The organism is Vannielia litorea (assembly GCF_019801175.1).
GTDB classification, from domain to species: domain Bacteria; phylum Pseudomonadota; class Alphaproteobacteria; order Rhodobacterales; family Rhodobacteraceae; genus Vannielia; species Vannielia litorea_B.
Map to the genome: position 1 here is coordinate 2,578,207 of NZ_JAHVJR010000001.1, position 24,865 is coordinate 2,603,071.

The 24,865-nt window shown below is 67.2% G+C and carries 26 protein-coding genes; 8 read left to right on the forward strand and 18 right to left on the reverse strand.

Going from position 1 to position 24,865, the window contains the following annotated elements; translation table 11 throughout:
- The first annotated feature begins 91 nt into the window (after positions 1 to 91).
- Complete coding sequence (gene phnF, locus KUV38_RS12570; RefSeq protein WP_222470375.1) at positions 92 to 811, forward strand: phosphonate metabolism transcriptional regulator PhnF; 720 nt, start codon at positions 92 to 94, stop codon at positions 809 to 811.
- A 21-nt stretch (positions 812 to 832) separates the two neighbouring features.
- On the opposite strand, the gene KUV38_RS12575 is transcribed toward phnF, so the two are convergent.
- The 7 genes from KUV38_RS12575 to KUV38_RS12605 form a co-directional block, all read right to left on the reverse strand.
- Positions 833 to 1,444, reverse strand: a complete 612-nt coding sequence (locus KUV38_RS12575) for a chloramphenicol acetyltransferase (RefSeq protein ID WP_222470376.1) — start codon at positions 1,442 to 1,444, stop codon at positions 833 to 835.
- A 29-nt stretch (positions 1,445 to 1,473) separates the two neighbouring features.
- Positions 1,474 to 2,778 carry a phosphonate ABC transporter, permease protein PhnE gene (gene phnE, locus KUV38_RS12580; protein ID WP_222470377.1) on the reverse strand — a complete coding sequence of 435 codons (1,305 nt, stop codon included), beginning with the start codon at positions 2,776 to 2,778 and terminating at the stop codon, positions 1,474 to 1,476.
- Complete coding sequence (gene phnE, locus KUV38_RS12585; protein ID WP_222470378.1) at positions 2,778 to 3,650, reverse strand: phosphonate ABC transporter, permease protein PhnE; 873 nt, start codon at positions 3,648 to 3,650, stop codon at positions 2,778 to 2,780. Before phnE (KUV38_RS12585) ends, phnE (KUV38_RS12580) begins: the two co-directional genes overlap by 1 nt.
- 63 nt (positions 3,651 to 3,713) lie before the next feature.
- Positions 3,714 to 4,619 (reverse strand): phosphonate ABC transporter substrate-binding protein, encoded by a 906-nt coding sequence (gene phnD, locus KUV38_RS12590; protein WP_222470379.1) that lies wholly within the window; start codon positions 4,617 to 4,619, stop codon positions 3,714 to 3,716.
- 62 nt (positions 4,620 to 4,681) lie between these two features.
- The gene (gene phnC, locus KUV38_RS12595) at positions 4,682 to 5,512 is read right to left on the reverse strand and encodes a phosphonate ABC transporter ATP-binding protein (RefSeq protein WP_222470380.1); all 831 of its coding nucleotides are present in this window, start codon (positions 5,510 to 5,512) and stop codon (positions 4,682 to 4,684) included.
- Between the two features lie 169 nt (positions 5,513 to 5,681).
- Positions 5,682 to 8,564: a methyl-accepting chemotaxis protein gene (locus KUV38_RS21100; RefSeq protein ID WP_222470381.1), complete on the reverse strand. Its 2,883-nt coding sequence runs from the start codon at positions 8,562 to 8,564 to the stop codon at positions 5,682 to 5,684.
- A 76-nt stretch (positions 8,565 to 8,640) separates the two neighbouring features.
- Positions 8,641 to 9,801: an ABC transporter substrate-binding protein gene (locus tag KUV38_RS12605; RefSeq protein WP_222470382.1), complete on the reverse strand. Its 1,161-nt coding sequence runs from the start codon at positions 9,799 to 9,801 to the stop codon at positions 8,641 to 8,643.
- Between the two features lie 265 nt (positions 9,802 to 10,066).
- Here KUV38_RS12605 and KUV38_RS12610 point away from each other — a divergent pair, with 265 nt between their 5' ends.
- The 5 genes from KUV38_RS12610 to KUV38_RS12630 all read left to right on the forward strand — a co-directional run bounded on the left by KUV38_RS12610 (position 10,067) and on the right by KUV38_RS12630 (position 13,834).
- Positions 10,067 to 10,600: a DUF2087 domain-containing protein gene (locus KUV38_RS12610; protein ID WP_222470383.1), complete on the forward strand. Its 534-nt coding sequence runs from the start codon at positions 10,067 to 10,069 to the stop codon at positions 10,598 to 10,600.
- Positions 10,601 to 10,639: 39 nt separating this feature from the next.
- A complete protein-coding gene (locus tag KUV38_RS12615; protein WP_222470384.1) occupies positions 10,640 to 11,206 on the forward strand; it encodes a hypothetical protein in 567 nt (188 codons plus the stop codon).
- Positions 11,203 to 11,685, forward strand: a complete 483-nt coding sequence (locus KUV38_RS12620; RefSeq protein WP_222470385.1) for a hypothetical protein — start codon at positions 11,203 to 11,205, stop codon at positions 11,683 to 11,685. Before KUV38_RS12615 ends, KUV38_RS12620 begins: the two co-directional genes overlap by 4 nt.
- A 91-nt stretch (positions 11,686 to 11,776) precedes the next feature.
- Positions 11,777 to 13,054: a flavin-dependent oxidoreductase gene (locus KUV38_RS12625; protein WP_222470386.1), complete on the forward strand. Its 1,278-nt coding sequence runs from the start codon at positions 11,777 to 11,779 to the stop codon at positions 13,052 to 13,054.
- 114 nt (positions 13,055 to 13,168) lie between these two features.
- A complete protein-coding gene (locus KUV38_RS12630) occupies positions 13,169 to 13,834 on the forward strand; it encodes a GntR family transcriptional regulator (protein WP_222470387.1) in 666 nt (221 codons plus the stop codon).
- Positions 13,835 to 13,871: 37 nt separating this feature from the next.
- Here KUV38_RS12630 and KUV38_RS12635 read toward each other — a convergent pair whose 3' ends face one another.
- From KUV38_RS12635 to KUV38_RS12655, 5 genes are all read right to left on the reverse strand, one after another.
- Positions 13,872 to 14,264, reverse strand: a complete 393-nt coding sequence (locus tag KUV38_RS12635; RefSeq protein WP_222471067.1) for a GNAT family N-acetyltransferase — start codon at positions 14,262 to 14,264, stop codon at positions 13,872 to 13,874.
- Positions 14,265 to 14,314: 50 nt separating this feature from the next.
- Positions 14,315 to 14,965 (reverse strand): phosphoribosylanthranilate isomerase, encoded by a 651-nt coding sequence (locus tag KUV38_RS12640; RefSeq protein ID WP_222470388.1) that lies wholly within the window; start codon positions 14,963 to 14,965, stop codon positions 14,315 to 14,317.
- Position 14,966: 1 nt separating this feature from the next.
- Entirely contained in the window at positions 14,967 to 15,326 is a 360-nt protein-coding gene (locus KUV38_RS12645) for a LapA family protein (protein ID WP_261384517.1), read from the reverse strand.
- A 9-nt stretch (positions 15,327 to 15,335) separates the two neighbouring features.
- The gene (gene ihfB / locus KUV38_RS12650) at positions 15,336 to 15,617 is read right to left on the reverse strand and encodes an integration host factor subunit beta (RefSeq protein WP_222470389.1); all 282 of its coding nucleotides are present in this window, start codon (positions 15,615 to 15,617) and stop codon (positions 15,336 to 15,338) included.
- Between the two features lie 218 nt (positions 15,618 to 15,835).
- Entirely contained in the window at positions 15,836 to 17,053 is a 1,218-nt protein-coding gene (locus KUV38_RS12655) for an MFS transporter (protein WP_222470390.1), read from the reverse strand.
- Positions 17,054 to 17,268: 215 nt separating this feature from the next.
- Between KUV38_RS12655 and KUV38_RS12660 the strand changes: the two genes are divergently transcribed.
- Positions 17,269 to 17,706, forward strand: coding sequence for a GNAT family N-acetyltransferase (locus tag KUV38_RS12660; RefSeq protein WP_222470391.1), 438 nt, complete (start codon positions 17,269 to 17,271; stop codon positions 17,704 to 17,706).
- A 262-nt stretch (positions 17,707 to 17,968) separates the two neighbouring features.
- Here the strand turns inward: KUV38_RS12660 and rpsA are convergent, their stop codons facing one another.
- The gene (gene rpsA / locus KUV38_RS12665; RefSeq protein WP_222470392.1) at positions 17,969 to 19,648 is read right to left on the reverse strand and encodes a 30S ribosomal protein S1; all 1,680 of its coding nucleotides are present in this window, start codon (positions 19,646 to 19,648) and stop codon (positions 17,969 to 17,971) included.
- A gap of 260 nt (positions 19,649 to 19,908) precedes the next feature.
- Between rpsA and KUV38_RS12670 the strand changes: the two genes are divergently transcribed.
- Entirely contained in the window at positions 19,909 to 20,796 is an 888-nt protein-coding gene (locus KUV38_RS12670; RefSeq protein ID WP_222470393.1) for an alpha/beta fold hydrolase, read from the forward strand.
- 10 nt (positions 20,797 to 20,806) lie between these two features.
- Here KUV38_RS12670 and KUV38_RS12675 read toward each other — a convergent pair whose 3' ends face one another.
- The 5 genes from KUV38_RS12675 to trmB all read right to left on the reverse strand — a co-directional run bounded on the left by KUV38_RS12675 (position 20,807) and on the right by trmB (position 24,801).
- Entirely contained in the window at positions 20,807 to 21,301 is a 495-nt protein-coding gene (locus tag KUV38_RS12675; protein WP_222470394.1) for a BLUF domain-containing protein, read from the reverse strand.
- 287 nt (positions 21,302 to 21,588) lie between these two features.
- Positions 21,589 to 22,200 (reverse strand): (d)CMP kinase, encoded by a 612-nt coding sequence (gene cmk / locus KUV38_RS12680; protein WP_222470395.1) that lies wholly within the window; start codon positions 22,198 to 22,200, stop codon positions 21,589 to 21,591.
- Between the two features lie 73 nt (positions 22,201 to 22,273).
- On the reverse strand, positions 22,274 to 22,678 hold the full coding sequence (locus KUV38_RS12685) for a GFA family protein (protein ID WP_222470396.1): 405 nt from the start codon (positions 22,676 to 22,678) through the stop codon (positions 22,274 to 22,276).
- Positions 22,675 to 24,027, reverse strand: a complete 1,353-nt coding sequence (gene aroA / locus KUV38_RS12690) for a 3-phosphoshikimate 1-carboxyvinyltransferase (RefSeq protein ID WP_222470397.1) — start codon at positions 24,025 to 24,027, stop codon at positions 22,675 to 22,677. The genes KUV38_RS12685 and aroA overlap by 4 nt, the downstream gene beginning before the upstream one ends.
- A 51-nt stretch (positions 24,028 to 24,078) precedes the next feature.
- Complete coding sequence (gene trmB, locus KUV38_RS12695) at positions 24,079 to 24,801, reverse strand: tRNA (guanosine(46)-N7)-methyltransferase TrmB (protein WP_222470398.1); 723 nt, start codon at positions 24,799 to 24,801, stop codon at positions 24,079 to 24,081.
- Positions 24,802 to 24,865 lie beyond the last annotated feature (64 nt).

Sequence of the window (24,865 nt, forward strand, 5' to 3'; positions counted from 1 at the left end):
CCGATTTGTCTAGGAATCTATACAACTAGACAAATCATACGCCTGAGTCGCCCTCCGCGTCCAGTGCCCCTTCATGAAACTTCGGTAACAAATGGCCCGCACACCCGTCTGGAAATCCATCGCCGCCACCCTCGAGGGCGAAATCGCTCAGGGCCTCTACCGCGCCGGTGACAAACTGCCGACCGAGGCCGCGCTCGCCGCCCGCTTCGGGGTGAACCGCCACACCGTGCGCCACGCGCTGGCCGCTCTGGCCGAGGCCGGGGTTGTGCGCTCGCGACGCGGCTCCGGCGTCTTCGTCGAGGCCCCGCCGACCGAATATCCCATCGGCCGCCGCGTGCGCTTTCACCAGAACATCCGCGCCTCTGGCCGCCTGCCTGAAAAGCGCGTGCTCCGGGTCGAAACCCGCCCGCCGACCGAGGCCGAAGCCGCATCGCTCGGCCTCGCCCCGAACGCGCAGGTAGTGGTCTACGAGGGTCTATCCCTATCCTCCGGCAGCCCCATCGCCCATTTCACCTCCACCTTCCCTGCCGCCCGCTTCCCCGGCCTCGCCGCGCGGCTGGAGGAGACCAGTTCCGTCACCGAGGCGCTCCGGCTCGAAGGCCTGTCGGACTATATCCGCGCCGAAACCCGCCTCACCGCCGAGCGCGCCAGCGCCACACAGGCCCTGCACCTCGCCGTCCGAGAGGGCGACCCGCTGCTCAAGACCACCGGCCTCAACCGAGATCTCGATGGCCGCCCGGTGGAACACGGGGAAACATGGTTCGCCGGCGACCGGGTCGTGCTGACGGTCAGCCATGACGACACCCCATAGGGTGCGCAGTCACGCCATGCGCTACTCGTACCTCTCCAAGAACGCCTCGGCACTCAGCCCGCGAAAATCCTCCAGCGCCGCCCGGATCGCGTCATGCGACCAGTCCCACCACGCCAGCGCAATGAGCCGCTCAGCCACCGCCTCCGGCTGGCGCCACCGCAGCACCCGCGCTGGGTTGCCCGCGACGATCTCATAGGGGCCAACATCCTTCGTCACGATCGCCCCCGCCGCGACCACCGCGCCGTGTCCCACCGTCACCTCGGGCTTCACCATCGCGCCGTGGCCGATCCACGTGTCATGCCCGATCACCGTCCGCCGCGCCCGGCGGGCGTCAAACCATGCGGCATCGTCCTCGGCATCGTCCCAGAGTGCCGCCGAGCGATACATGAAGTGGTGCAACGAGGCCCGATCCAGCGGGTGATCCGTCGCGCCGATCCGCACGAAGCTCGCGATATTGGAGAACTTGCCGACGCTCGCATTGGCGATGTCGCAATACCGGTCGCAATAGGCGTAATCGCCAAACGCCGACCACGCCACCCGGCTGCCCCGCTTCACCTCGCAGAACCGGCCAAACGTGGAGCCCTCGATAGCGCACTCCGGTTCGATGACCGGCTCATGTTCAGAGAGTTTCATGGCAAACCCTTGCGCGGGGCCCCGCGCCCTCATGCACCCTTGATCAGCCGCCGCCGGAGCCAGCCCGAGAGGCTGTCCATCAGCATCACCATCAGCACCACGAGCACGATGTAGTAGGTGACCTCTTCCCAGTCCTTCTGGGTGATCATCGCCTGCGTCAGCAGCAGCCCGATCCCGCCGCCGGTGATCGCCCCGATGATCGTGGCGCTGCGGGTGTTGGACTCCAGATAATAAAGCACCTGGCTCAACAGCACGGGCGCCACCTGCGGGATCACCCCAAAGCGATAGCGATGGAGCCGCGCCGCACCGGTGCTGGCCACCCCTTCGATCTGCTTCTTGTCCACGTTCTCCAGCGCCTCCGAGAACATCTTACCAAAGCTGCCGGTGTCGGTGAGCAAGATGGCAAGGCTTCCGGTCAGCGGCCCCGGCCCGAAGGCGCGGCTCAGCACGATCGTCCAGATCAGCCCGTCTACCCCGCGCAAAAAGTCGAACACCCGGCGAAAAGCGAAGCGCACGGCGGCGAAGGGCGCAAAGTTCTTGGCTGCCATGAAGGCGATGGGCAGCGAGATGATCGCCGCGCCGAAGGTGCCCAGAAAGGCCATCAGCACGGTCTCGAACATCGCCCAGGCGACCGCCGAATGCATCCACATCGGGTTCTGCCAGAAGTCATGCCACGCCCCGGCCAGGTTGCCCCGCTCCGGGTCGATCTGCGCGCCAAACAAGATCCTGCCCAAGCCGTGCCCGTGATAGGGGCTGTCCAGCGTAAAGAAGAAGAGCTCCCATCCGGTGAAATAGCGGAAGGTCTCGCTGCGCGACCGTGTGAATGTCAGCCGTGCGCCCGGCAGCGTCACCTGAAGCCGGGAGTTCGAGGACGATACGTAATCGGGGTAAGGCTCGCTGAGGTTTGTCACCACCCGCCGCCCGTCGAGCCGCGCTTCAATGGTGCGCTCGCCCGGAATCACCAGCTCCACCGCATTGCCGGGCAGAAATGTCGCCACCCGGCCCCGGCCAAGGTCGATCACCGTGGTCTCGCCGCTGCCGCTCACCCAATCGGGCCGCTCGCCCTCCGGGTAGGCCCCCTTGCGCTCGCCCTCCACGGCGTAGCTCAGCTCGCCATTGCGGTTGTCGCGGGTCACATGGGTCTTGTAGCTCCACGTGTCCCGCAGAAGGATCTGCGCGTTCTCGGGGCGAGCCCGGTCGATCAGGCCCGGCACGTCGAAAGCAAAGAAGATGTAGATGAAGTAAAGCAGGATCAGCCCCGGCACCGCGAAGGCCAGCAGCTTCTTGCGGGAGATGGCCGTCTCGGCCTCGGCGTATCGTGCGGCAAGGTCCATCAGTGCGCTCCCGGGCCTGCGAGTTTGTGGCGGGCCATGCTGGAGAGTTGGTCGAACAGGACGATGGTGAGAAACAGCAGGATGAAGATTGCCGCCGCTTCATCGAACTTGCCCTGCCCCCAGCTCATCGCGTTCTTCAGCTCGTAGCCAATGCCCCCCGCCCCGACGAAGCCGAGGATGGCGCTGGCGCGGATGTTGATCTCGAACCGCAGCAGCCCGTAGCTCAGCCAGTTGGGCGCCACCTGCGGGATCACCCCCAGCCACATCCGCTGGGTCCACGTAGCCCCCACCGAAGAGAGCCCCTCCACCGGCTTGAGGTCGGCATTCTCCGCCACCTCCGAGAACAGCTTGCCCAGCGCCCCGGCGGTGTGGAAGGCAATCGCGATCATCGCTGGCACCGGCCCGCCGCCGAGCACGAAGATCAGCATCAGCGCGATCACGATCTCCGGCACCGCCCGCATGATGTCCATCATCCGCCGGAACAGGGGGATTGCGCGAGGCCAGCGGGCAAGGCCACGCGTGGAAAGGAGAGAAAACACCATCGCCGCGACCGCGCCCAGCAGGGTGGAGACGGCGGCGATGTTGATGGTTTCCAGCAGCGCCGGAAGGTAGTTCAGCAGGTGTTCGGGCAGCAGATGCAGGCGCGGCAGCGTGTCGGCCACCACATCCGCCGGAAAGTCGAACATATGGGGCAGCCCGTTCCAGAACCCGCCCGCGTTGCGCTCGTCGGCCAGCATGAAGCCGGACACCAGCAGCAGCCCGAAAATCGCCAACGTGATCCCGCCATAGAGGCGGCGCTTCTGCACCAGCGCAAGGTAATGCGCGCGGGTGGCGTCCAGCCCCTTGGGGCCATGCTGCGAGATATCTGCCATTGGGATGCCCTGAAAAGGATGACCCCGCCCGGATGTCGGGCGGGGCCGGTGCGGCGGGGCCGCTTAGTTGCTCTTCGCCTGACGGGCGGCGACGATCGACTCATAGGCGGCATGGTCGATCGGGTCGAAGCCGAGGCTCTCGCCAGCGGAGATGTTGTAGGTGCACTCCTGATCCACGTCATAGAGGCCATCGACCAGCGCGGTCATCTTCACTTTCACCTCTTCGGGCAGCGCGGTGCGCAGCACGATCGGGCCCTCGGGGATTGGCTTGGAGCGCCAGATCTCGACCAGCTCGTTCATGTCGATCAGGCCCGCGTCCACCGCCTTGCGCAGTGCACCGGAGTTGAAGCCGTCTTCCCACTCGCCCTGGCCGTCGGCCCAGGTCACGCCGGCGTCGATGTCGCCGTTGTTCACAGCAACGATGGTCTGCTCGTGGCCGCCGGTGAACTTGACCTCACCGAAGTACTCGCCGCTCTCCATGGTGATGCCCTCACCGGCGGTGGGGATCTCGACCGAGGGGATCAGGTAGCCCGAGGTGGAGTTGGGGTCGCCAAAGCCAAAGGTCTTGCCATGCATGTCGGCCAGCGAGGTGATGCCGCTGTCCTTGCGGGCAAAACCGATGGAGTGGTAGCCGTAGGAGCCGTCGAGGTTGATCTTGACGAGCACCGGGGTCACGGCCTCCGGGTCTTGCAGGTAGACGCCGGCATAGGAGGAGGCGCCGAGCCAGGCCATGTCGAGCGTGCCGCCGAGCAGGCCCTGCATCACGCCGTTGTAATCGGCCGGGGCGAAGAGCTTGACCGGCACGCCGAGGGCTTCTTCGGTGTAGGCCTTCAGGCATTCGTGGTTGTTCAGCCGGTCCTGGGCGTTTTCGCCGCCAAGGATGCCGATGTTGAACTCGGTGATGTCCTGGGCGGTGGCGGCGCCTGCGAGCGCGGTCGTGGCCAGGGCGGCAGCAATCAGGTGTTTCATCTGTCTCTCTCTTTCCGGTTTGGTCTTTGTGCCCTTTGGCTTTGCCGGGGCGGGTTGGAAACTCAGGCGCGCACGGGCGGGGGCGTCATCGCCCCGCGCATCGCGGCTTGCGGGTCGTGGTCGCGGATCTCGGTCGAGGTCGCCTCTTCGCTGAAGCTCTCGTCGGCGCCATAGATCTCGCGCGCCATGTCGGTGGTCAGCAGCTCGGGTGTGCCATCGAACACGATCCGCCCGTCGCGCATGCCGATCACCCGGTCGCAATAGCGCCGCGCGGTATCGAGCGTGTGGAGGTTGGCGATGACGGTGCGACCGTCTTCCTCGTGGATGCGGCGCAGCGATTGCATGACGACCTGGGCGTTCATCGGATCGAGCGAGGCGATGGGCTCGTCGGCGAGAATGATCTTGGGGTCCTGCATCAGGGCGCGGGCGATGGCCACGCGTTGTTGTTGCCCGCCGCTCAGCGCCTCGGCGCGCTTTGGCGCCTGCTCGGCGATACCGAGCCGGTCAAGAATGTCTATGGCGCGGTGGATGTCGTCGCGCGGGTAGAGGTTGAAGAAGGTGGACAGCGTCGAGCGACGACCAAGCGTGCCGTGCAGCACGTTCGAGACAACGTCCATCCGCGGCACGAGGTTGAACTGCTGGAAGATCATCGCGCAGTCGGCCTGCCATCCCCGGCGGGCCGCGCCGCTGAGCCCCAGCACATCGCGCCCCTCGAAACGGATCGCGCCTTCGGAGGCATCGGTCAGCCGGTTGAGCATCCGCAGAAGAGTCGACTTGCCCGCGCCCGACCGGCCAATGATGCCGATCATCATCGGCTGGTCCACGGTGAAGCTGGCGGCACTTACGGCCGTGTTTGCGCCAAAGCGCTTGGTCAGCTTGTCGATGACGAGCATGCAGAGCGGTCCCCCGGTTTTTTCGGGGGCAGCTAGCAGGGGTGCCACAAAGGATCTGTGACGTTTGGATCAAACTTTCATGACAACGCGGCCTCTGCCGAGGCCTTGCGGAATGGTCCGCGCGGCGTACGTATCACAAACGCGCCTCGCGCCCCTCCGGGCACACGGCTTAGGCGCTCCGCGCGAATGGCACGGCCTGTGCCTCGGCTTCGCCGAGTTCCTCATCGCCGCCTGCGGCGGCTTGGGGCAGAGGCGCCGCAGGCGCCGTGGCGCAGCCTTCGGCCGCGTGGCTCTCGGTGGCCGCGCCTTCCGGCGCGGCGGTGTCGCGTGTGCGGAACCGCGCCGAGAGGTCGAACAACGTTCTGGCTTCCTCGGTCAGCAATTGGCTGGAGGCAGCGGATTGCTCGAACATCGCCGCGTTGTCCTGCGTGGCCCGGTCAAGCTGGGCCACGGCGAGGCTGATCTCGCGCACGCCCGAAGACTGCTCGTTGGCCGCCCCTGCAATCGCAGTGATCTGCTCCGAAACCGAGCTGACCAGTTCGAGGATGCCATCCAGCGCATCGCCCGCCTCACCCACCTGCGACACCCCCCGGGTGATCCGGTCGCGGGTGGAATTGATGAGATCGTTGATCTCCTTGGCGGCATCGGAGGACCGATGGGCCAGCGAGCGAACTTCCATCGCGACCACAGCAAAGCCCCGGCCTTGCTCGCCCGCGCGCGCCGCCTCGACGCCCGCATTGAGCGCAAGCAGGTTGGTCTGAAAGGCAATGTCGTCAATCAGGTCGACGATCTTGGAAATCGCCGCCGAGGAGGCCTCCACCTCCGTCATCGTCTCGACCGCATTGCGCACCGTGCCCTGGCTGGTCACCGCGTTCTCGCGGGTGACCTGCATGATCCGGTCCGCCTCCTTCGCGCGCTCGGCAGTGGAGCCAGCGCTCTCGCTCAGCTCCGTCACCGCAGCAGAGGTCTGCTCGAGGGTCGCGGCACTGCTCTCGGTCCGGCGGGCCAGGTCTTTCGCGGCCGCGCTGATATCCTGCGAGGTGGTCCGGACCGTGCCCGCGCTGCCGGCCAGCGCGGTGATGAGGTCTTCAAGTGTTGCCACCGCGGCGTTGAAATTCTGGCGCAGGCTCTCGTAGGTGCCTGCGAATTCGGTCTCGATCGCCACGGTCAGGTCGCCGGCGGCAAGCTGGTCGAGGGCAGCGGCAAGGCGGTCGACGACCTCTTGCTGCTCGGCGGCCCGGGCTTGGCGCTCTTCCTCCGCCGCCGCGCGGATCTTCTCGCGCTCTTCCGCCTCGGCGGCCTCGCGCGCGCGTTCCTCCGCCTCGCGGCGGCGCTCGGCCTCGCGGGCCTCCGCCTCGCGGATCTGCTTCTCCGTCTCTTCCTTGCGCTGGCGCTCCAGTTCACGTGCCTCGCGCTCACGCTCGGCCGCCTGCATCTCCTCACGCTCGATCATCCCGTCGCGGAACACCTTCAAGGCGCCTGCCATCCGGCCGATCTCGCCGCCGGTTCGCTCGAAGCCCTCCACCGGCGACAGGTCGCCGCGGGAGAGCCGTTCGGTCGCTGCCGTGACCCGCGCCATCGGGCGGAGGATGAGCGCCCATGTCACCACCGGCGCGATGAGCAGCAGAACGAGGCCGGCGATCGCGATCTGCTGAAACTGGCTGCGGGCGCGATCCGTTCGGCCCAGAATCGCCTCGCTCCCGCCGACCACTTCGGTGACCGCGTGGCTCGCATTGAGGCGGGCCGCCTCGGAAATGCGCGCAATGGCCTCGCCGGACACCGCCGAGCGCTGCGCGGCGGCGATCTGGCTATCGAGCATACTGCGGCGGGCGCGCACAACGCCGTCGTCGGGCGAGACGATCCGATGCATCTCATCAAGAATGGGCACAAGCTGTTCCGGCAGGTCGAACCCTTCGAGCAGGTCGTCCAGATGCTGCAGCGCGCCATCCACGGTGGCCTGCGCGCCCGCAGCCGTGCCCGGATCCTGCGAGGCCACCCCCAGAAGCGCCTGCGCCAGCACCGCCTTGATCGCGATGCCGATCTCGCCAGAGAGCCGCATCCGGTTGACCTGCACATCCATCAGGTGACGGATCGCCGCCTCATTGCCGTTGGCCGCTTCCTGCGCGCGGATGGCGAGGGCAAAGCTCATGTCATCGATGGCGCTGTTCACCGCCGCCGCGCTCGATTGCCGACGCCCGAGAACATCCTGCCTCAAGTTCGGGGCAGCGTAGTCCTTGAGTTCCTGTCGCTCGCGGAAGAATGCCACCACCTCGCGGATCTGGCCCATCTGCTCTGCATCCACAGCCTCTGGCGGCAGCTTGGCCAGCGCCGCGTCGAGTTGGCCAAGGCTCGAGCTGGCCAGATCCCCGAGGATTGCCTCGATGAACATGTCCGGCTCATCCGCCAGCACCAGCGTCAACCCGGTCAACAGGTTGATCTCGCCGCGCACCTCCATCAGCGCGACCATCTGCGCGAACTCACGCTCGACAAGGCCGCGGAGGGTGGTGGTGACCGTCTCCACCGTTTCCTCGCCGCCGATCTGCAGCTCGAAATAGGCATCGTCCGCCATGCTCACCAACGCCCCGTTGGCCTGATCGGACAGGCGGACGAAGGCGGTGATCAGCGAAGTCACCCGCGCCTGCTCGGCAAAGCGCCGCTCCAGCGCGCGCACCATCGCCGCGTTGGCGACATCCAGCTCGGCAAGCAGCGGCTCGATCTCGTCTCGCGCGGCGACCGGCAATGTACGGGCCGCGGTCTTCAGCGCCACCACGCCATCACTCAACTCCACCCCCGCGGCCTTCAGCGCCTCGGGTTCCTGCGCCAAGAGCACATCGGTCAGCGCACCCTGCACTTCGCCTGTCCGCGCGGTCACATCCACACTGGCCTCGATGCCCGGCAGGTTCTCTTCGATGAAGGCCTCCAGCCCGTCCGAGAGCGCGCCGAAGACCAGCAAGCCGATCACGATGGCCGCGGTCGTCATCGCGCCCAGCGCCACGAGGATGATCGCGAATTTCGCCGCGATGCTGCCGAAGATGGAGTTGATACGGGTCACGCTGTGTCTCCGCTGCTGGGCAAGGAATGGGGAGCGGGCGAGGCACAGCGCCCCGCCCGGATGAATGCCAACGGCGTTACGAGCCGCCGCCGCTCACGACCGTTTCAAAGCCGCCGTCCGCCGTGATCCGGGTCAGGAACACCGTGTCGAGCCCTTGGTTGTCTCCCGCGCCGTAGGTGAAGGCGAGGCCGCCGAGGTCGAAGGTGCCAAGGCCGTTCAGCGCGGCCAGAAAGCGCTCGCGGGTCAGCTCGGGGCCGGCAGCCTCCAGCGCCCGCAGCGCAACGCGGCCGGTCAGGTAGCCTTCGAGCGTGACGAAGCCGGGGTGCGCCGCCGGGTCCATCGCCGTCATCGCCGCCTGATACTCGGCCACGATGGGCAACGCGCCATCCCACGGGAAAGGCACCACCTGGCTGATGATCACCCCTTCGCCCGCATCTCCCAGCTCCCCAGCCAGCGCCTCGGAGCCAACGAAGGAGATGTTCACGAAGGTCGGCTCGAACTTCAGCGTCTTCGACAGCCGGATGAACTCGGCAATCGGCTTGTAGGCTCCCACCATCACCACCGCATCCGGCTTGGCCTTGCGGATGTCGAGCAGCGCCGACTTCACCGCCACCGTGTTGCGGGTGTACTTGCCCGAGGCGGCAAGGCTCATCCCGCGCTTCTCCAGCGCGGCGGTCACGCCATCAAGGCCTACCCGGCCAAATCCGTCATCCTGATAAAGGATCGCGATGTTCTTCATGCCCAGCTCGTCCACCAGATGGGCGATCCAGGCCTCGGTCTCGGCGCCATAGGTGGCCCGCACGTTCACCACGTTGGTCAGTTCCGGCGCCCGCAAAAAACCCGCGCCGGTGAAGGGGCCGACATAGGGCATCCCCGCCGCCGTCGCCTCGGGCTGGGTCGCCAGCGCCGTTGGGGTGCCGACCGGGCCGATGAAGCCGATGTGGGCACGCCCCTCGATCACATGGAGCACATGGGCGACCGACCGATCCGGCTCGTAGCCATCATCGAAGGCGTCCAGCATCACCTTGCGGCCATGCACGCCGCCCGCTCGGTTCGCCTCCTCGAAAGCGGCGGTGATCCCGGCCCGCATGCCCTGCCCCAGCGCGGCGGCGGGGCCCTCGAGCGCGGCCACCTGAGCAAAGGTCACGGCATCGGCCTCGACCCCGTCGGCGGCCGCAAGAGGGCTGGCGAGGAGGAGGGCGGCCAGCGGTGCGGCGAATCTGCGGAAGGCTCTCATCTCTGTCTCCATGGCTGGATGAATTCTCCGCCCCCGTAACACCCGCCACCTTAAGGAAGGGTTCACCGGCGCCTAAAATCCGCGCGGATTGCCTTTGCCGCCGCGCCGCGCTACCCCTCGGTCAGGGCAGGCTGTTGCCCAGGCGTCGCCGTGCCCTCCGGGGCAAGCTGAAAGCAGCCTCTGATCTTCGCGTGCCTGACATCCCCAGCGCCGCGTCGGAAGCCGGCGACCACCGACAGCAACCCGGCGCGCCCGAGGATATGTCATGCCCAAAACCCCCGTTCCCCTCACCGTGCCGGACCTCTCGGCCTTTGCCCGCGCCCTTTCCCGCCAGCTGGCCCCAGCCCCGGGCCACCAGAGCCTGCTCAACATGCTGGCCCGCGCGTCGGGCTTCCGGAACTACCAGCACCTGATCGCTGCCAACACCGCCCGCGCCCGGCTCGACGCCCTGCCCGAGCCACCCGCCGACCACGCCCGCGTGGAGCGCGCCCTCGCCCAATGGGACGCCGCCGCTCGCCTGCGCCAATGGCCCGCCCGCCGCGCGGTGCAGGAGCTTTGCCTTTGGGCGCTCTGGGCCCGCCTGCCCGCCGCGACCACCCTGCACGAGCGCGAGGTGAACGGGGCGCTGAACAAGGCCCACCTCTTCGACGATGCCGCGATCCTGCGGCGCTCGCTGATCGGGATGGGCCTGCTCACCCGCAACCCCGACGGCAGCGACTATCGCCGCGCCGAAACCGCCCCGCCGCCCGAGGCACGGGCGCTGATCGCGCGGCTCTCGGCGCGGGCGAAACCCGGTTAGCGGTTGCAGCGCGGCGCGGCAGGGCCGACAACGGGGCCAATGAGCAGCGCGCCTCACACCAGCACCGATAGCCCACCGCCCCGCCGCAAGATCATCGACGGCGGGTTCATCGTGCTACTCGCCGTCACCCTGCTGGCCGCCGCACTGGTCACCGCCAAATACGGCGCCGCCCATGCGCTCGCCACTGCCCTCGGGGCGCTCGGATTCATCGCCGTGCTTCTGCCCAAGGTCGGTGCGGGCCTCTTCGTGGCCGCGGCCATCCCGCTGCTGCTCCCGCGTGAGAAGGTCTCGGCGCTGATCGGGCAGGAGAGCGGATGGCGCGGCCTGCTGCTCGCCTCCGCTGCCGGTGCGCTGCTGCCCGGCGGGCCGGGCATGACCTTTCCGCTCGCCGCCGCGCTCTTTGCCGCCGGGGCCGACATCGGCGCAACGCTGGCCTTCGTCACCGGCTGGTCGCTGCTGTCGCTGAACCGCACCCTGATCTGGGAGCTCTCCTTTCTCGACTGGCACCTCGTCGCCCTTCGCATCGCGCTCTGCCTGCCCGCACCGCTGGCGGTGGGGCTGGCGGCACGGGCGCTGACCCTGCGGCGCCGGAGGGCCGGGCCATGAACATCCTCATCGGCACCGTCCTGCTCTTCGCCCTCGCCGCGCTGACCTGGCACAAGCTGGCCACGCCATCGAGCCGCCGCGCCGCCCTCAGCGGCGCAGCCAACCTCGCCGCCTTCACCCTGCCCCGGCTCTTCACTGCCATGATCGGCGCGGCCCTGCTGGCCGAGCTGATGCCCGCCGACCAGATCCGCGCCCTCTTCGGCGCTGGCGCGGGCCTCACTGCCCTGTTGCTCGCCACCCTGCTCGGCCCGGTCACCCCCGGCGGCGCATTCGTCAGCTTCGCGCTGGCCGCCGCCGCGCTGAAACTCGGCGCAACCCCGGCCGCGGCGCTCACCTATGTCACCTCGTGGAGCCTCTTCTCACTGACCAAGCTGCTGGCCTACGAGCTGCCGTTCATGGGTGGCCGCACCATGGCGCTGCGGCTGGCCATCTCGCTGCCCATACCGCTCATCGTCGGCGCGGTGGCGAGCCTGTTCTAGCAGTCCGCCACCGGGCCACCCCGGCCCGCCGCGCCTTGCTCACCCCGGCCCAGCTGCTAAAACCGCGCGACCTCGGGAGGAGACCACGCGCATGACACATCCCCACGTTCTCATCGCAGGCGGCGGCATCGGCGGGCTGGCCACGGCGTTGACGCTGCACCAGATCGGCGTGCCCTGCACCGTCTTCGAGAGCACCCGCGAGCTGAAGCCGCTCGGCGTGGGCATCAACCTGCAACCCAATGCGGTGCGCGAGCTCTACGATCTCGGCATCGGCGCGGAGCAGCTCGATACCGTTGGCCTGCCCGCCCGCGAGTGGGCGCTCGTCGGGCTGAACGGCAAGGAAATCTATGCCGAGCCGCGCGGGCTGGATGCCGGGTACAAATGGCCGCAATACGCCGCCCATCGCGGGCAGCTCCACATGCTGCTCGCCAATACGCTGATCGAGCGGGCAGGCCCCGAGGCCCTGCGCCTCGGCAGCCGCATCACCGGCTACAGCAAAACCGAGAGCGGCGTGACTGCCCATGTCGAGCACACCGACAACACCACCTCCGAGGCCGAGGGCACCCTGCTCATCGGCGCCGATGGCATCCACTCCGCCGTGCGCGCGCAAATGCACCCCGGCCAGCCGCCAATCCACTGGGGCGGCGCGCTGATGTGGCGCGGCACCACGCTGGCCAAACCCATCCGCACCGGGTCCTCTTTCATCGGGCTGGGCACCCACCGCCAGCGCATGGTGATCTACCCGATCTCCCACCCCGACCCGGAGACCGGCCTCGCCCTGATCAACTGGATCGCCGAGGTCACCTTCGACGAGGCCGAGGCGCGCAAGTCCGGCTGGTTCCGCCCCGCCCCGATCTCCGACTTCATCCATCACTTTGAAGACTGGCGCTACGACTGGCTCGATGTGCCCGCCCTGATCTCGGGCGCCGACACCGCCTTCGAAAACCCGATGATCGACCGTGACCCCGTGGAAACATGGGTCGATGGCCCGGTGGCGCTGATGGGCGATGCCGCCCACGCGATGTATCCGACCGGCTCCAACGGCGCGAGCCAAGCCGTGGTCGATGCCCGCGAGATCGGCGCGGCACTGTTGGCCCACGGCGTCACGCCAGAGGCCCTCGCCGCCTATAACGCCAAGCTCTGCGGCCCCATCTCCGAGGTGATCCTGCGCAACCGCGGCGCCGGCCCCTTCGGCCTGCTGAACATGGTGAACGACCGCTGCGGCGGCCATTTCGACGAGATCGACGCGGTGATTCCGCCCGCCGAGCGCGCCGAATTCATGGCCCGCTACCAATCCGCCGCCGGCTTCGCCCGCGACGCGCTCAACGCCGCGCCGCCCACCATCGCCCCGGGCGCCCGGCTTGCCTGATCGTCCCAGCCGCCGCCAATTATCGACAATCCGCCTTTGCGCGATGTTGCCCGGCTCCATCGTTGATCGCTCAACTCAGCGCTGCTAGCGTCGCACAAAAGCACAGGCCGCCCGATGAACATCGCTCAGGAAACCCTCTCAGACCGCGCCCATGCCATGCTGCGCGGCGATATCGTCTCCGGCCGCCTCGCCCCCGAATCCCGCCTCCGCATCGCCCAGCTCTCCGAAACCTACGGCATCGGCGCCAGCCCGCTCCGCGAGGCGCTCTCCAAGCTCACCTCCGAGTTTCTTGTGCTGTTTGAACCCCAGCGCGGTTTCTCCGTCGCACCCGTCTCCGCGGACGAACTGCGCGATATATCCCGCGTCCGCTGCGAGCTGGAGAGCGAGGCGCTGCACCGTGCCATCGAAGCCGGGGATGACGCATGGGAGGCCGGGATCGTCGCCGCCTACTACGCGCTAAGCAAAGCCGACACCCGCCGCAAGACCGACCCCGCCGAAGGTTCCGACAGCTGGGAAGACAAGAACCGCACCTTCCACGAGGCCCTCGTCGCCGCCTGCGACAGCCCGTGGCTCAAGCGGCTGCGCAGCCTGATCTACTACCAGCACGAGCGCTACCGCCGGATATCACTGACCAACCCCGACCCGGCCCGCGACCTTCAGGCCGAGCACGCCGCGATCATGGAGGCCACCCTCGCCCGGCAGGCCCCCGAGGCGATCCGCCTGTCGAAAGACCACATCGACCGCACCACCCAGGCCGTGTTGAAAGTGCTGCCCGCGTAAATCGGGACTCGTCCCGACACACCGCAAACCACACGCCTCACAGATATTTCTTGAACCCCACGTGGCTGGCCTCAAACCCCAGCCCCTCGTAAAATCTGTGGCTGTCCACCCGGCTCGCGTTCATCGTGAGCTGCACAAGGCTGCACTCCGCCGCCTTCGCGCGCGCCTCGACATCGGCAAACATCTGTTGCCCCACGCCCTGCCCGCGCATCCGGCTCGCCACCCGCACGCTCTCCACTTGCGCCCGCCGGGCCGCTGCCAGCGACAGACCCGAGATAACGGTGAGCTGATAGGTCGCCACCACCTCCCCGCCCTCTTCGCCCACGATCACGAGGTTGCCGCCCTCTGCGGCCATCGCGTCGAACGCGGCATAGTAAATCGAAAGATCGGCCTTCTCGCGGCCCTGCCCAAGCATGTCATCCGCCAGCATCGCCACCACGGCCGGCACATCCTCGCGCCGCGCCTCGCGGAAGCTCACGCTCACGCAGGCACCCCGGCGACGGCCTCCAGGAAGGCGCGGATCAGGCCCGCATCCTTCACCCCCTTCTCACGCTCCACGCCAGAAGAGAGATCAACCTGCCGCGCGCCCGTCCGGGCCACCGCCTCGGCCACGTTGCCTGCATGCAACCCGCCCGCCAGCATCCACGGCACCGGCCAGCGTCGCCCGGCAATGAGCCGCCAGTCGAACGGCAGCCCGTTCCCGCCCGGCAGCTCGTCTCCCGGCGCGGGCTTGGCGTCCACCAGCAGCATGTCGGCCACGCGGCCATAGTCGTCCAGCAGCGGCAAATCGGCCTCTGTGGCCACGCCCACCGCCTTCATCACCGGCAATCCGTAACGGTCCCGCACCTGCTGCACCCGCTCGGCGCTCTCCTTGCCATGAAGCTGGATGATATCCAGCGGCACCGCGCCCACGATCTCGTCGAGCAGCGCGTCACCCGCATCCACCACGAGGCCGACCTTCGCCAACCCCTCAGGCGCCAGCAGCGCCAGATCACGCGCCTCATCCGGGCTCACGTAACGCGGACTCGGCTCAAAAAAGTTCAGCCCCACATAGGCCGCCCCGGCCTCCGCCACGGCAGCCATGTCCTCCGGGCGTTTCAGCCCGCAGATCTTTACCCGGATGTCAGCCATCTCAGCCCGCCTTGCGGTCGTCCAGCAGCGCCAGAACCTCGTCCTGCTCCTGCCCGGTCTCCCGCTTCACCGCGTCGAGCTCCTTCTTCGCCCGCCGCGCTTCCTTCGCCTGCCGCGCCGCCTCGGCCCGGTGCTTGTGCTCGCGGAACCACTCCCAGACGAAGCCGATTAGGATGCCCAGCGCGATCATCGCAAAGAGCGAAACGAACAGCGGCAGCGTGATCTGGTAGGGCAGCCCCAGCAGATCGGCCAGTTCGCCGGGCAACAGCTTCAGCGTCACCGGCTCACGGTTGGCCAGGGCAAGGGTGATGAGAACAATGGCGAGGAGGGCCAGAAAGCCCCAGCGAAGATAACGGATCATGCGGGCAGATTACTTGCCGTTCAGGCGGTCGCGCAAGAGCTTGCCGGTCTTGAAGAAGGGCACATGCTTCTCTTCCACGTCCACCGCCTCTCCGGTGCGCGGATTGCGGCCCACGCGGGCATCGCGTTTCTTGACCGAGAACGCCCCGAAGCCCCGAAGCTCCACACGGTCGCCGCTGGCCATCGCGCCAATGATCTCTTCGAAGATGGTGTTCACGATCCGCTCGACGTCACGCTGATAGAGATGCGGATTCTCGTCAGCGACTTTCTGAATCAATTCCGATCGGATCATGCTTCCCCCCTAAAGGACGCTTTTTCGGCCACGATTCCATGTCTGGCTTCTGCCCCGACTATAGGCACAATTTTCAGCATCCGAAACGGGGCGATTGCGTCAATTCACGTCTTTTACGCGCCCATGCTCCATTTTCCGCCTGAAAAACCAAGGCTTTGGCGGCGCAGCATGCCCTGCGCACAGGTGCCGCAACGCAGCATTGCCCGAATCGGAGGCGGCTAAAATCGCAGCCGTGCGATGCCGTAGAGCGCCAGCGCCAGCATGCCCGCACCGCCCAGAACATAGGGCATCCGCAGCGCCATTTCGCGGCCCAGCCCCGGCTCCGCCAGCGCCACCAGCGCCCCGCCTGCAAGCGCGCCCAGCGGCATCATGCCCCAGCCAAAGAACCGGTAGAGCGCATTCACCCGGCCCAGCAGCGCATCGGGAATGATCCGCTGCCGCCAACTCACCGTGACGATGTTCCACAGCATCGCGGCCACCGCCTCCAGCACCAGCGCCAGGCCGGCCAGCAGCGGCGAGGCGCCAAGCCCCAGCATGAAGAACGGCAGCGGCATAAGGCAAAGCGCCAGCCGCACCGTGGCCGTCGCCCCGAAGCGCGCGCTGACTCGCGGCCCGAGCACTCCGCCCAGCACCGCCCCGCCCGCGCCCACCGCCAGCAACACCCCATGCCCCGCCGCCGACAGTCCGAGAATCTCTTGGCTGAAGAGCACCAGCACCGTGAGAGACGCCATGTGGACAAAATTGATCAGTCCCAGCATCACCGCCAGCCGAAAGAGCAGCGCCTGCCCGCGCAGCCAGCGCCAGCCCTCGCCCAACTCCTCCCATAGTCGCCGCCGCGTCGGCGCCACCCGCCGCGGCACCGAGATCGCCCAAACCAGCCAGGCGGCCAGCGCGAATGTCACCGCATCGAGCAAAAACGGCGCAGGCACAGCCCAGGCAATGAGCAGACCTGCCAGCGGCGGCCCCACGAAATGCCCTGCCACCTGCTCAGCGCTCCAGAGCTGTCCGTTCGCCGCCTCCAGATCGCCCGGCTCCACTACTGCGGGCAAAAAGGTCTGCGCGGCGTTGTCCCGCACCACCTCGGCACTGCCGAGCAAAAACGCCAGCCCCGCCAGCGCCATCACCGGCAAGGCTCCGCCGCCCTCGGGCATCCGCAGCGCCAGCGCCACGATTCCCATCGTCAACAGCACCCGGAGCACATCGGCCCGCACCATCAGCGCCCGCCGGTCCGACCGGTCCACCACCGCCCCCGCCGGGATCGCAAACAGCATCCACGGCAGGGAGCCGGCAAAGGGCACCAGCGCGATCAGCAGCGGGTCGCGGGTCAACAGCGTCGCCAGCCACGGCACCGCCAGAGCCGAGACCCCGTCTCCGAGATTCGAGACCGAAGTGGCAGAAAACAGCAGGCGGAAATTTCGGTTGCGGGCCAAAAGCATGGCGCCAACCAGCCATGAAACTGCCCGAGCCGCAAGCCTTGCCGCACACCCGCCGCGCCGCTACACAGCCCCCATCAATGGAGATTTGATGCACTGATGGTTCTGCCGGCACCCCGCTGAGGTGCCACCCCGGGCACCCGCCCACGCGCAGCCCGCCCTCGCGGCGGCAGCTGGCCCTGTGCCTCCATGACACCCAACATCACGGGATCAAACCATTGATACGACCCTACTCTCCCGGCGACGACGACGACGCCATCGTGCGCATCTTCACCCAAGCCAGCCGCCTCGCGCATGGCTTTCTGGGCGAAGATTTCATCCGCAAGGCCGCAGAAGAGGTGCGCAGCCTCTACCTGCCCAATGCCGAAACCCATGTCTGGGATGATGGCAACGGGCCACGCGGCTTCATCGCCCTCATCCCCGGCACACCTACCGAGGTCGGCGGCTTCTTCATGGACCCGGCCCACCGCGGCCAAGGTCACGGCAGGGCGCTGATGGATGACGCGCTCCGCCGCAAGTGCACGCTCGAGCTCGACGTTTTCAAGCGAAACGAGATCGGCCGCCGCTTCTACGCCCGCTACGGCTTCACCGAACTGGGCGAACGGCACGACCCGCGCTTCGATCAGCCGGTCCTCCGCCTGCGCTCCCCGGGCTGACCAAAACCCCGTGGCGCCTGCCCACCCGGTGGGCGCCACCCTCTTGCATTTTCTTGCTGAAAATTCTCCAACCCGCCCCCGCCGCCCGTGCACCGGCCGAAAGCCGGGCATCACGGTGCCATTCTGCGCCGGGGCGGCGCGGGGTGGGCGGGTGGGAGCGCCGCCCCCGCGCCCGGTCCAACACAAGACCGGCCCAACAAAAAAGGGCCCCCGCCAGCAGCGGAGGCCCCAAATCTTTCGGGCTTTACGCCCGGCTGAAGGATCAGTCGTCCTTGTTCAGCGCGGCGCCCAGGATGTCGCCTAGCGAGGCACCGGAGTCCGACGAGCCATACTGCTCCACGGCTTCCTTCTCCTCGGCGATCTCGCGTGCCTTGATCGACAGGCCCAGACGGCGGGTCTTGCTGTCCACGTTGGTCACGCGCACATCCACCTTGTCGCCCACGCCAAAGCGCTCGGGGCGCTGCTCGGCACGGTCGCGGCTCAGGTCGGAGCGGCGGATGAAGGACTTCATGCCCTCGTACTCCACCTCAACGCCACCATCCTCGATCGCGGTCACTTCCACGGTGATGATGTCGCCACGCTTCACGCCACCAACGGCCTCGGCGAACTTGTCACCGCCCAGCGCCTTGATGGAGAGCGAGATGCGCTCCTTGTCCACGTCGGTCTCGGTAACAACGGCCTTGACCACGTCGCCCTTGCGGTACGACTGGATCGCATCCTCGCCACGCTCGTCCCAGCTGATGTCGGAGAGGTGAACCATGCCGTCGATGTCGCCCGGCAGGCCGATGAACAGACCGAACTCGGTGATGTTCTTGACCTCGCCCTCGACCTCGGTGCCCTCGGGATGGGTCTCGGAGAAGACCTCCCACGGGTTGCGCATGGTCTGCTTGAGACCCAGCGACACACGGCGCTTGGCGCTATCGATCTCCAGCACCATGACTTCCACTTCCTGCGAGGTGGAGACGATCTTGCCGGGGTGCACGTTCTTCTTGGTCCAAGACATTTCGGACACGTGAACAAGGCCCTCGACGCCCGGCTCCAGCTCGACGAACGCACCGTAGTCGGTGATGTTGGTCACGCGGCCGGTGTGCACCGAATCCAGCGGGAACTTGGCTTCCACGGTATCCCACGGATCGTCCTGCAGCTGCTTCATGCCGAGGCTGATGCGGTGAGTCTCTTTGTTGATCTTGATGACCTGCACCTTGATCGTCTCGCCGATAGAGAGGATCTCGGAGGGGTGGTTCACACGGCGCCATGCCATGTCGGTCACGTGCAGCAGGCCGTCGACACCGCCGAGGTCCACGAAGGCACCGTATTCGGTGATGTTCTTCACCACGCCGTCGACCGTCTGGCCTTCGGAGAGGTTGCCGATCACCTCGGCGCGCTGCTCGGCGCGGGACTCTTCGAGGATCGCACGGCGCGATACCACGATGTTGCCACGGCGACGGTCCATCTTCAGAATCTGGAACGGCTGCTTGAGGCCCATCAGCGGGCCGGCGTCGCGCACGGGGCGCACGTCAACCTGGGAGCCGGGCAGGAAGGCCACGGCGCCGCCGAGATCGACGGTAAAGCCACCCTTCACGCGGCCAAAGATGGCGCCTTCAACGCGCTCTTCGTCGGCGTAAGCCTTCTCCAGACGGTCCCAAGCCTCTTCGCGGCGGGCCTTGTCACGGGAGATCGAAGCCTCGCCGCGGGCGTTCTCGACGCGATCGAGGAACACCTCGACCTCGTCACCGACGGCCAGCTCGGGGGCTTCACCGGGGTTGGCGAATTCTTTCAGATCAACGCGGCCTTCCATCTTGTAGCCCACGTCGATGATGGCTTGGCCCGCCTCGATGGCGATGACCTTGCCTTTGACAACAGAGCCCTCGTCGGGCGTGTCAATCTCGAAGCTTTCGGAAAGGAGGGCTTCGAATTCCTCCATGGATGCGTTCTGAGCCATGTGGCGTGTATATCCTTACTAGTGGTTTCTGGCCGTGCGGTTGTCTCCGCCGGTCTTGGGGTTGGTCTGATGCCGTTCGGCGCTGCCGGAAAAGAACAGGGGCAAAAACAATACAGGGCCGGAAGGCTCCGACCCTGCCCGAGTTCTCCGCCAGCAGCTCTCACGGCGGCTTGACGAAGGGGCGTTTAGCCGCTCAAACGCCGCATGGCAAGGGGTTTCACCGCTTTTCGGCGGCCCCGCGCCGCCCTAAGGTCGCGCCCATGCGTGCCCTCCTCGCCCCCCTCCTCCTGCTCGCCGCCTGCGCCGCGCCGCCCGCCCTGCCCGAGGGCGAGAGCCCGCTTGCGATCAACCCGGCCCGATCCGCCCAGATTGAGGCCGCGCCGCGGCTCACCGTGATGATCCCCGGCGCCCTCGCCTCGGTCGATATCTTCGCCCCCACCAACCATTGGGCCGCGCGCGGCCGCGGCCTCGCCTACTACCGCTTTCCGGGGATGGACGGCCTGCCGCTCGACCACCAGCTCTCGATCACCGGCGCAGCAGAAGAAATCGCCCGCTTCGCCCGCCGCTACCCCGACAAGGACCTCACCCTCGTCGGCTACTCCGCCGGCGGTGCGATTGCGCTGGAGGCCGCGGCCCTGCTCGCGCCCCGCCCCGTCACCGTGGCGGCTATCTCACCCTCGCCCGAGCACGCGGGCGGGATGGAGACCATATTGCGCGGCGCGGGCGACGTGATCTCAGCTGCCACCCGCGCCGAGCGCTTCACCCGCAAGGCCATCTGGGACGAATACTGGAAGACCCTGCTCTACGGCCGCAACAACCGCGCCGACCCCGGCTTTTCGGAGCAGATCGAGACCCTCTCCGCCGAGCACGCCCCGCAAATCTCCGATCCGAGCCCTGCACTGGTGCGGGCCCATTCCGCCAGCCTGCGCCGCTGGGAGTTGTCCGAAGGCGCCGACCTGAGCCACGCCCGCATCGGTTTCTTCGTCGGCCTCGAAGACCCGGTATTTTCGACCCGGCAGACAGACACGCTCCGCCGCCGCGCAGGCGGCGGGCGGCTCATCGGCTTTGCGGATGACGGGCACCTGCTCCTGCTGACCCGCAAGAGCCTCTTCGCCCATGTGCTGAGGTTCGTCGAGGCCGCGCCCTAGCCTTGCGGACCTACCGGCCCCGCGCCGCCGAAAGCCGCTTGATCCACGCGTCCATGCTCTCGGTCGGCTTGCGGCTGTAGGGCGAGGCGCCGCCCCATTCGGCCTCGCTGTGCGACTGCTCGATCATCTTGCCCCAGATCTCCCGCGCCTTCGCCGGGCTGATCATCGGGCGGCTGTTGTCTTCCTCTAAGGAGATTCCCAGCACGTCCTCGGCCACGTAGTCGTAGCCCATCGCCCACTCGGCAAAGGGCGAGGGCGCATCGCCATCTTCCGAGATCAGCACCTCCACCTCGCTGTGGCGCGGGTCGGCGCTGATCCGTTCCATCAGCGGCAGCACCTCGACACGCGGCCCATGCAGCGCCTGAAAGAACTGCCCGCGTCCGCGCCACAGATAACCCGTGATGCCCTTGGCGGCGTTGAACTCCAGCGCCTTGAGGAGAATGTCGAGATCGGAATCGCCAAATTCCTCTTCATTTGCGATCGAACGATAGAGCAACTGATGCATGTCCGGTGTGGTCCTTCTGCCTTTCTTCCTCACGGTCTCACCCGGTTCTGGGGGCCAAGAACAGAAAAGGGATTCTGCTCTCGGGGGCAATATTCTTTGTTCAGGTCTGGTTAACTTTTTCGCGTCACCCGGCGCGAGGATGTCAACTGACACTCCCTCGCATGGTTAACCCCGCGAGCGCTGCGTCTTTTGACATATGCATAAGATGTGCATGGAATGTGCATCAGTTGTGCATGGCGGATTTCCGCCTGCCGATTTACGCAACACCAGCGTTAACCCTGAATTTTCTAGTTTACTTTCAGCCGGATAGCCGTACGCGCCCGGTCAAGCGCCTCGTCTATGCTCAGCTCCGTGGTATCCAGCTCCACCGCATCCGCGGCTGCCACCATCGGCGCCGCATCCCGGCTCGCATCCCGCTCGTCCCGCGCCTTCACATCGGCCAGAACCTGCTCCCGCGTCACCGCGTGGCCCTTGCCCTGAAGCTCCAGAAACCGCCGTTCCGCACGGGCCTCGGCGCTGGCGGTGACAAAGAGCTTCACCTCCGCATCGGGGCAGATCACCGTGCCAATATCGCGCCCGTCCAGCACCGCGCCACCCTCGCGGCGGGCAAAATTGCGCTGAAATTCCAGCAGCTTCTCCCGCACTTCCGGGTCGGCGGCCACACGGCTCGCGGCCTGGGCCACCTCGGGCGTGCGCAGCGCATCTTCGGGGGTCAGATCATCGGGGGTGAGCGCCTCTGCCGCCTCCACCGGGTCGGCCCCCGCCAGCACCTTGGCCCCCACCGCACGGTAGAGCAGGCCGGTATCAAGATGCGCGAGGCCAAACTCCTTGGCGACGGCCTTCGAGATCGTCCCCTTCCCCGCCGCAGCCGGCCCGTCGATGGCCACCGTGATTTTCATCGCGCCCTCATTCATGCAGTTGCAGACCGGTCGCCCGGTTAACCTTTCGCTTACCCTGCCCGCTCCCGGCGGCTCAATCCACCCGTGTCGTCAGGTCAGGGTCATAGCCCTCCGCCCGCCGCACACCGCCCGGAATCTCGTAGTAATCGCCCTTGTCGGCGCAAAAGATATGTCCCTTGGTCTCCAGCCCCGTCGGCCCGTCCAGCGTGCCCGCCATGATCGAGATATTGGCCCCCGCGCCATCCCAGAACAGCTGGCTCCCGCAGGTGCCGCAAAACCCGCGCCGGGCATCGTCCGACGAGGTGAACCACTTCGGTTCGCCCATGATTGCAAGGCTTTCGCGCGGCACAGAGGTGGCCGAAACATAGTGCCCCGTGGTCTTGCGGCACTGGCTGCAATGGCAGGCGATCACCGGTCGCCACGGCCCTTCCGAGGCATAGGTCACCGCCCCGCACAGGCACCCGCCCGTCAGCCTCATGCGTTCGCCTTTTCCAGCTTCGCACCAAGGTTGCCCATCAGGTCCATGAAGATCGGGAAGGAGGTCGCGATCGGCCCCGCGTCATCCACCTCCACAGGCTTCTGCGCGGCCATTCCGCAGATCAAGAAGCTCATGGCGATCCGGTGATCCAGCCGCGCCTCCGCCCGCGCCCCGCCGGGCACGCCTTCCGGCCCCAAGCCTTTGACCGCAAACCAATCTTCGCCCTCGTTCACCTCCACGCCGCAGGCCCTAAGCCCCACCGCCATCGCGTCGATCCGGTCGGATTCCTTCACCCGCAGCTCCTTCACGCCGGGGCACTTCGTGACCCCCTCCGCAAAGCTCGCCACCACCGAAAGCACCGGGTATTCGTCGATCATCGAGGCCGCCCGCTCCGCCGGCACCTCTATCCCCTTCATATCGGGCGAGAATTTCGCCCGCAGGTCCGCCACCGGCTCGCCACCCTCTTCGCGCTCATTCTCATAGGTCAGGTCTGCGCCCATCTCGCGCAGCGTGGTGAAGAGCCCCGCCCGCGTCGGGTTCAGCCCGATCCCCGGCACCAAAACGTCCGACCCCGGCACCACCAGGGCGGCACAAACCGGGAAGGCCGCCGACGACGGGTCGCGCGGCACGGCGATCACCTGCGGCTTCAATTCCGGCTGGCCGGTCAAGGAGATAACCCGCCCCTCCGGCGTGTCCTCCACCGTCACCTCGGCCCCGAACCCGGCCAGCATCCGCTCGGTATGGTCGCGCGTGGCTTCCTTCTCGGTCACCACCGTCACGCCCGGCGCGTTCAACCCGGCCAGCAGCACCGCCGATTTCACCTGCGCCGAGGGAACAGGCGTGGTGTAGCTCACCGGCACCGGGCTTTCGGCCCCCACCATCATCAGCGGCAACCGCCCGCCCGTGCGACCGTAAGATGCTGTTCCGAAGAGCGAAAGCGGCTCCGTTACCCGCCCCATTGGCCGCGAGCGCAGGGAGGCATCGCCAGTGAACGTCACCGCAAACGGATGGGTCGCCACCGCCCCCATGATCAGCCGCACCCCGGTGCCGGAGTTGCCGCAGTCGATCACGTCTTCCGGCTCACCGAACCCGCCGACACCGACGCCATGCACCGACCAGTCTCCAGCCCCATGCTGCACCACTTCGGCGCCCAGCGCCCGCATCGCCTTGGCCGTATCGAGCACGTCCTCGCCCTCGAGCAGCCCGGTGATCTTCGTCTCCCCCACGGCCATCGCGCCAAGGATCAGCGAGCGGTGGCTGATCGACTTGTCGCCCGGCACCTCCGCCACGCCCTTCAGCGGCGCAGCCTTGCGGGAAATCATCGGGGTGGGCGTGCCGTGAGACGACATGGGCGGGCTCCTCTGAATTGCCGGAACCGCATAGCCGCTTTCGGGGGCGGCTTAAACCCTGCGGAACGTCAGATAATGCGGCACCCGTCCCTCGCGGAGCGCCTTCTGCTCATAGCGGGTCGAAATCCAATCACTCCACGGCTGGCGCCAGTCGTCCGGCCCCTCGGCCAGCCACTCGAAGCCATGCCGCGGAACCTGCTCCAGCGTCTGGCGCACATAGTCCGGAATATCCGTCGCCACCCGAAACTCCGCCCCCGGCTTCAGCACTTTGGCCAGCGCCTCAAGGTAATCGGGCGTCACGAAGCGGCGGCGGTGGTGGCGCTTCTTCGGCCAGGGGTCGGGGTAGAGCAGGAAGGCCTTGGAGACCGAACCCTCGGGCAGCACATCGAAAAGGTCGCGCACGTCGCCGGGATGCACGCGCAGGTTCTCCACCCCCGCCCTGCGGATCTTGCCCAGCAGCATCGCCACGCCGTTGATGTAGGGCTCGGCCCCAATGATCCCCACGCCGGGGTTCTGCGCCGCCTGATGCACCATGTGCTCACCGCCGCCAAAGCCCACCTCCAGCCAGACCTCCTTGCCTGGAAACAGCGCCTCTAGGTCCAGCGGCGTGCGGTCGGGGTTCTCCTCCCAACCCACCGCGCCCGGCGACAACGCGGACAGATCCTCGTCGAGGTAGGTCTCCTGACTTGCCCGCAGGCCCTTGCCCTTGAGACGGCCATAGAAGTTGCGCCACGGGGCGCCGCTGCGGTGCTTGCTGGAATGGTTCTCGCTCATGGGGCGGCGGTTTAGAGCCGCGCAGCCCTCAGGGCAAGGTGCGCCATGTCTGTGCCGCACCTGC

Excerpts from the sequence above, each read along its gene's own strand:
- phnF (WP_222470375.1), top strand. The coding sequence starts at position 92 with ATGGCCCGCACACCCGTCTGGAAATCCATCGCCGCCACCCTCGAGGGC.
- KUV38_RS12575 (WP_222470376.1), bottom strand. The coding sequence starts at position 1,444 with ATGAAACTCTCTGAACATGAGCCGGTCATCGAACCGGAGTGCGCTATC.
- phnE (WP_222470377.1), bottom strand. The coding sequence starts at position 2,778 with ATGGACCTTGCCGCACGATACGCCGAGGCCGAGACGGCCATCTCCCGC.
- phnE (WP_222470378.1), bottom strand. The coding sequence starts at position 3,650 with ATGGCAGATATCTCGCAGCATGGCCCCAAGGGGCTGGACGCCACCCGC.
- phnD (WP_222470379.1), bottom strand. The coding sequence starts at position 4,619 with ATGAAACACCTGATTGCTGCCGCCCTGGCCACGACCGCGCTCGCAGGC.
- phnC (WP_222470380.1), bottom strand. The coding sequence starts at position 5,512 with ATGCTCGTCATCGACAAGCTGACCAAGCGCTTTGGCGCAAACACGGCC.
- KUV38_RS12605 (WP_222470382.1), bottom strand. The coding sequence starts at position 9,801 with ATGAGAGCCTTCCGCAGATTCGCCGCACCGCTGGCCGCCCTCCTCCTC.
- KUV38_RS12610 (WP_222470383.1), top strand. The coding sequence starts at position 10,067 with ATGCCCAAAACCCCCGTTCCCCTCACCGTGCCGGACCTCTCGGCCTTT.
- KUV38_RS12615 (WP_222470384.1), top strand. The coding sequence starts at position 10,640 with ATGAGCAGCGCGCCTCACACCAGCACCGATAGCCCACCGCCCCGCCGC.
- KUV38_RS12620 (WP_222470385.1), top strand. The coding sequence starts at position 11,203 with ATGAACATCCTCATCGGCACCGTCCTGCTCTTCGCCCTCGCCGCGCTG.
- KUV38_RS12625 (WP_222470386.1), top strand. The coding sequence starts at position 11,777 with ATGACACATCCCCACGTTCTCATCGCAGGCGGCGGCATCGGCGGGCTG.
- KUV38_RS12630 (WP_222470387.1), top strand. The coding sequence starts at position 13,169 with ATGAACATCGCTCAGGAAACCCTCTCAGACCGCGCCCATGCCATGCTG.
- KUV38_RS12635 (WP_222471067.1), bottom strand. The coding sequence starts at position 14,264 with ATGCTGGCGGATGACATGCTTGGGCAGGGCCGCGAGAAGGCCGATCTT.
- KUV38_RS12640 (WP_222470388.1), bottom strand. The coding sequence starts at position 14,965 with ATGGCTGACATCCGGGTAAAGATCTGCGGGCTGAAACGCCCGGAGGAC.
- KUV38_RS12645 (WP_261384517.1), bottom strand. The coding sequence starts at position 15,326 with ATGATCCGTTATCTTCGCTGGGGCTTTCTGGCCCTCCTCGCCATTGTT.
- ihfB (WP_222470389.1), bottom strand. The coding sequence starts at position 15,617 with ATGATCCGATCGGAATTGATTCAGAAAGTCGCTGACGAGAATCCGCAT.
- KUV38_RS12655 (WP_222470390.1), bottom strand. The coding sequence starts at position 17,053 with ATGCTTTTGGCCCGCAACCGAAATTTCCGCCTGCTGTTTTCTGCCACT.
- rpsA (WP_222470392.1), bottom strand. The coding sequence starts at position 19,648 with ATGGCTCAGAACGCATCCATGGAGGAATTCGAAGCCCTCCTTTCCGAA.
- KUV38_RS12670 (WP_222470393.1), top strand. The coding sequence starts at position 19,909 with ATGCGTGCCCTCCTCGCCCCCCTCCTCCTGCTCGCCGCCTGCGCCGCG.
- KUV38_RS12675 (WP_222470394.1), bottom strand. The coding sequence starts at position 21,301 with ATGCATCAGTTGCTCTATCGTTCGATCGCAAATGAAGAGGAATTTGGC.
- cmk (WP_222470395.1), bottom strand. The coding sequence starts at position 22,200 with ATGAAAATCACGGTGGCCATCGACGGGCCGGCTGCGGCGGGGAAGGGG.
- KUV38_RS12685 (WP_222470396.1), bottom strand. The coding sequence starts at position 22,678 with ATGAGGCTGACGGGCGGGTGCCTGTGCGGGGCGGTGACCTATGCCTCG.
- aroA (WP_222470397.1), bottom strand. The coding sequence starts at position 24,027 with ATGTCGTCTCACGGCACGCCCACCCCGATGATTTCCCGCAAGGCTGCG.
- trmB (WP_222470398.1), bottom strand. The coding sequence starts at position 24,801 with ATGAGCGAGAACCATTCCAGCAAGCACCGCAGCGGCGCCCCGTGGCGC.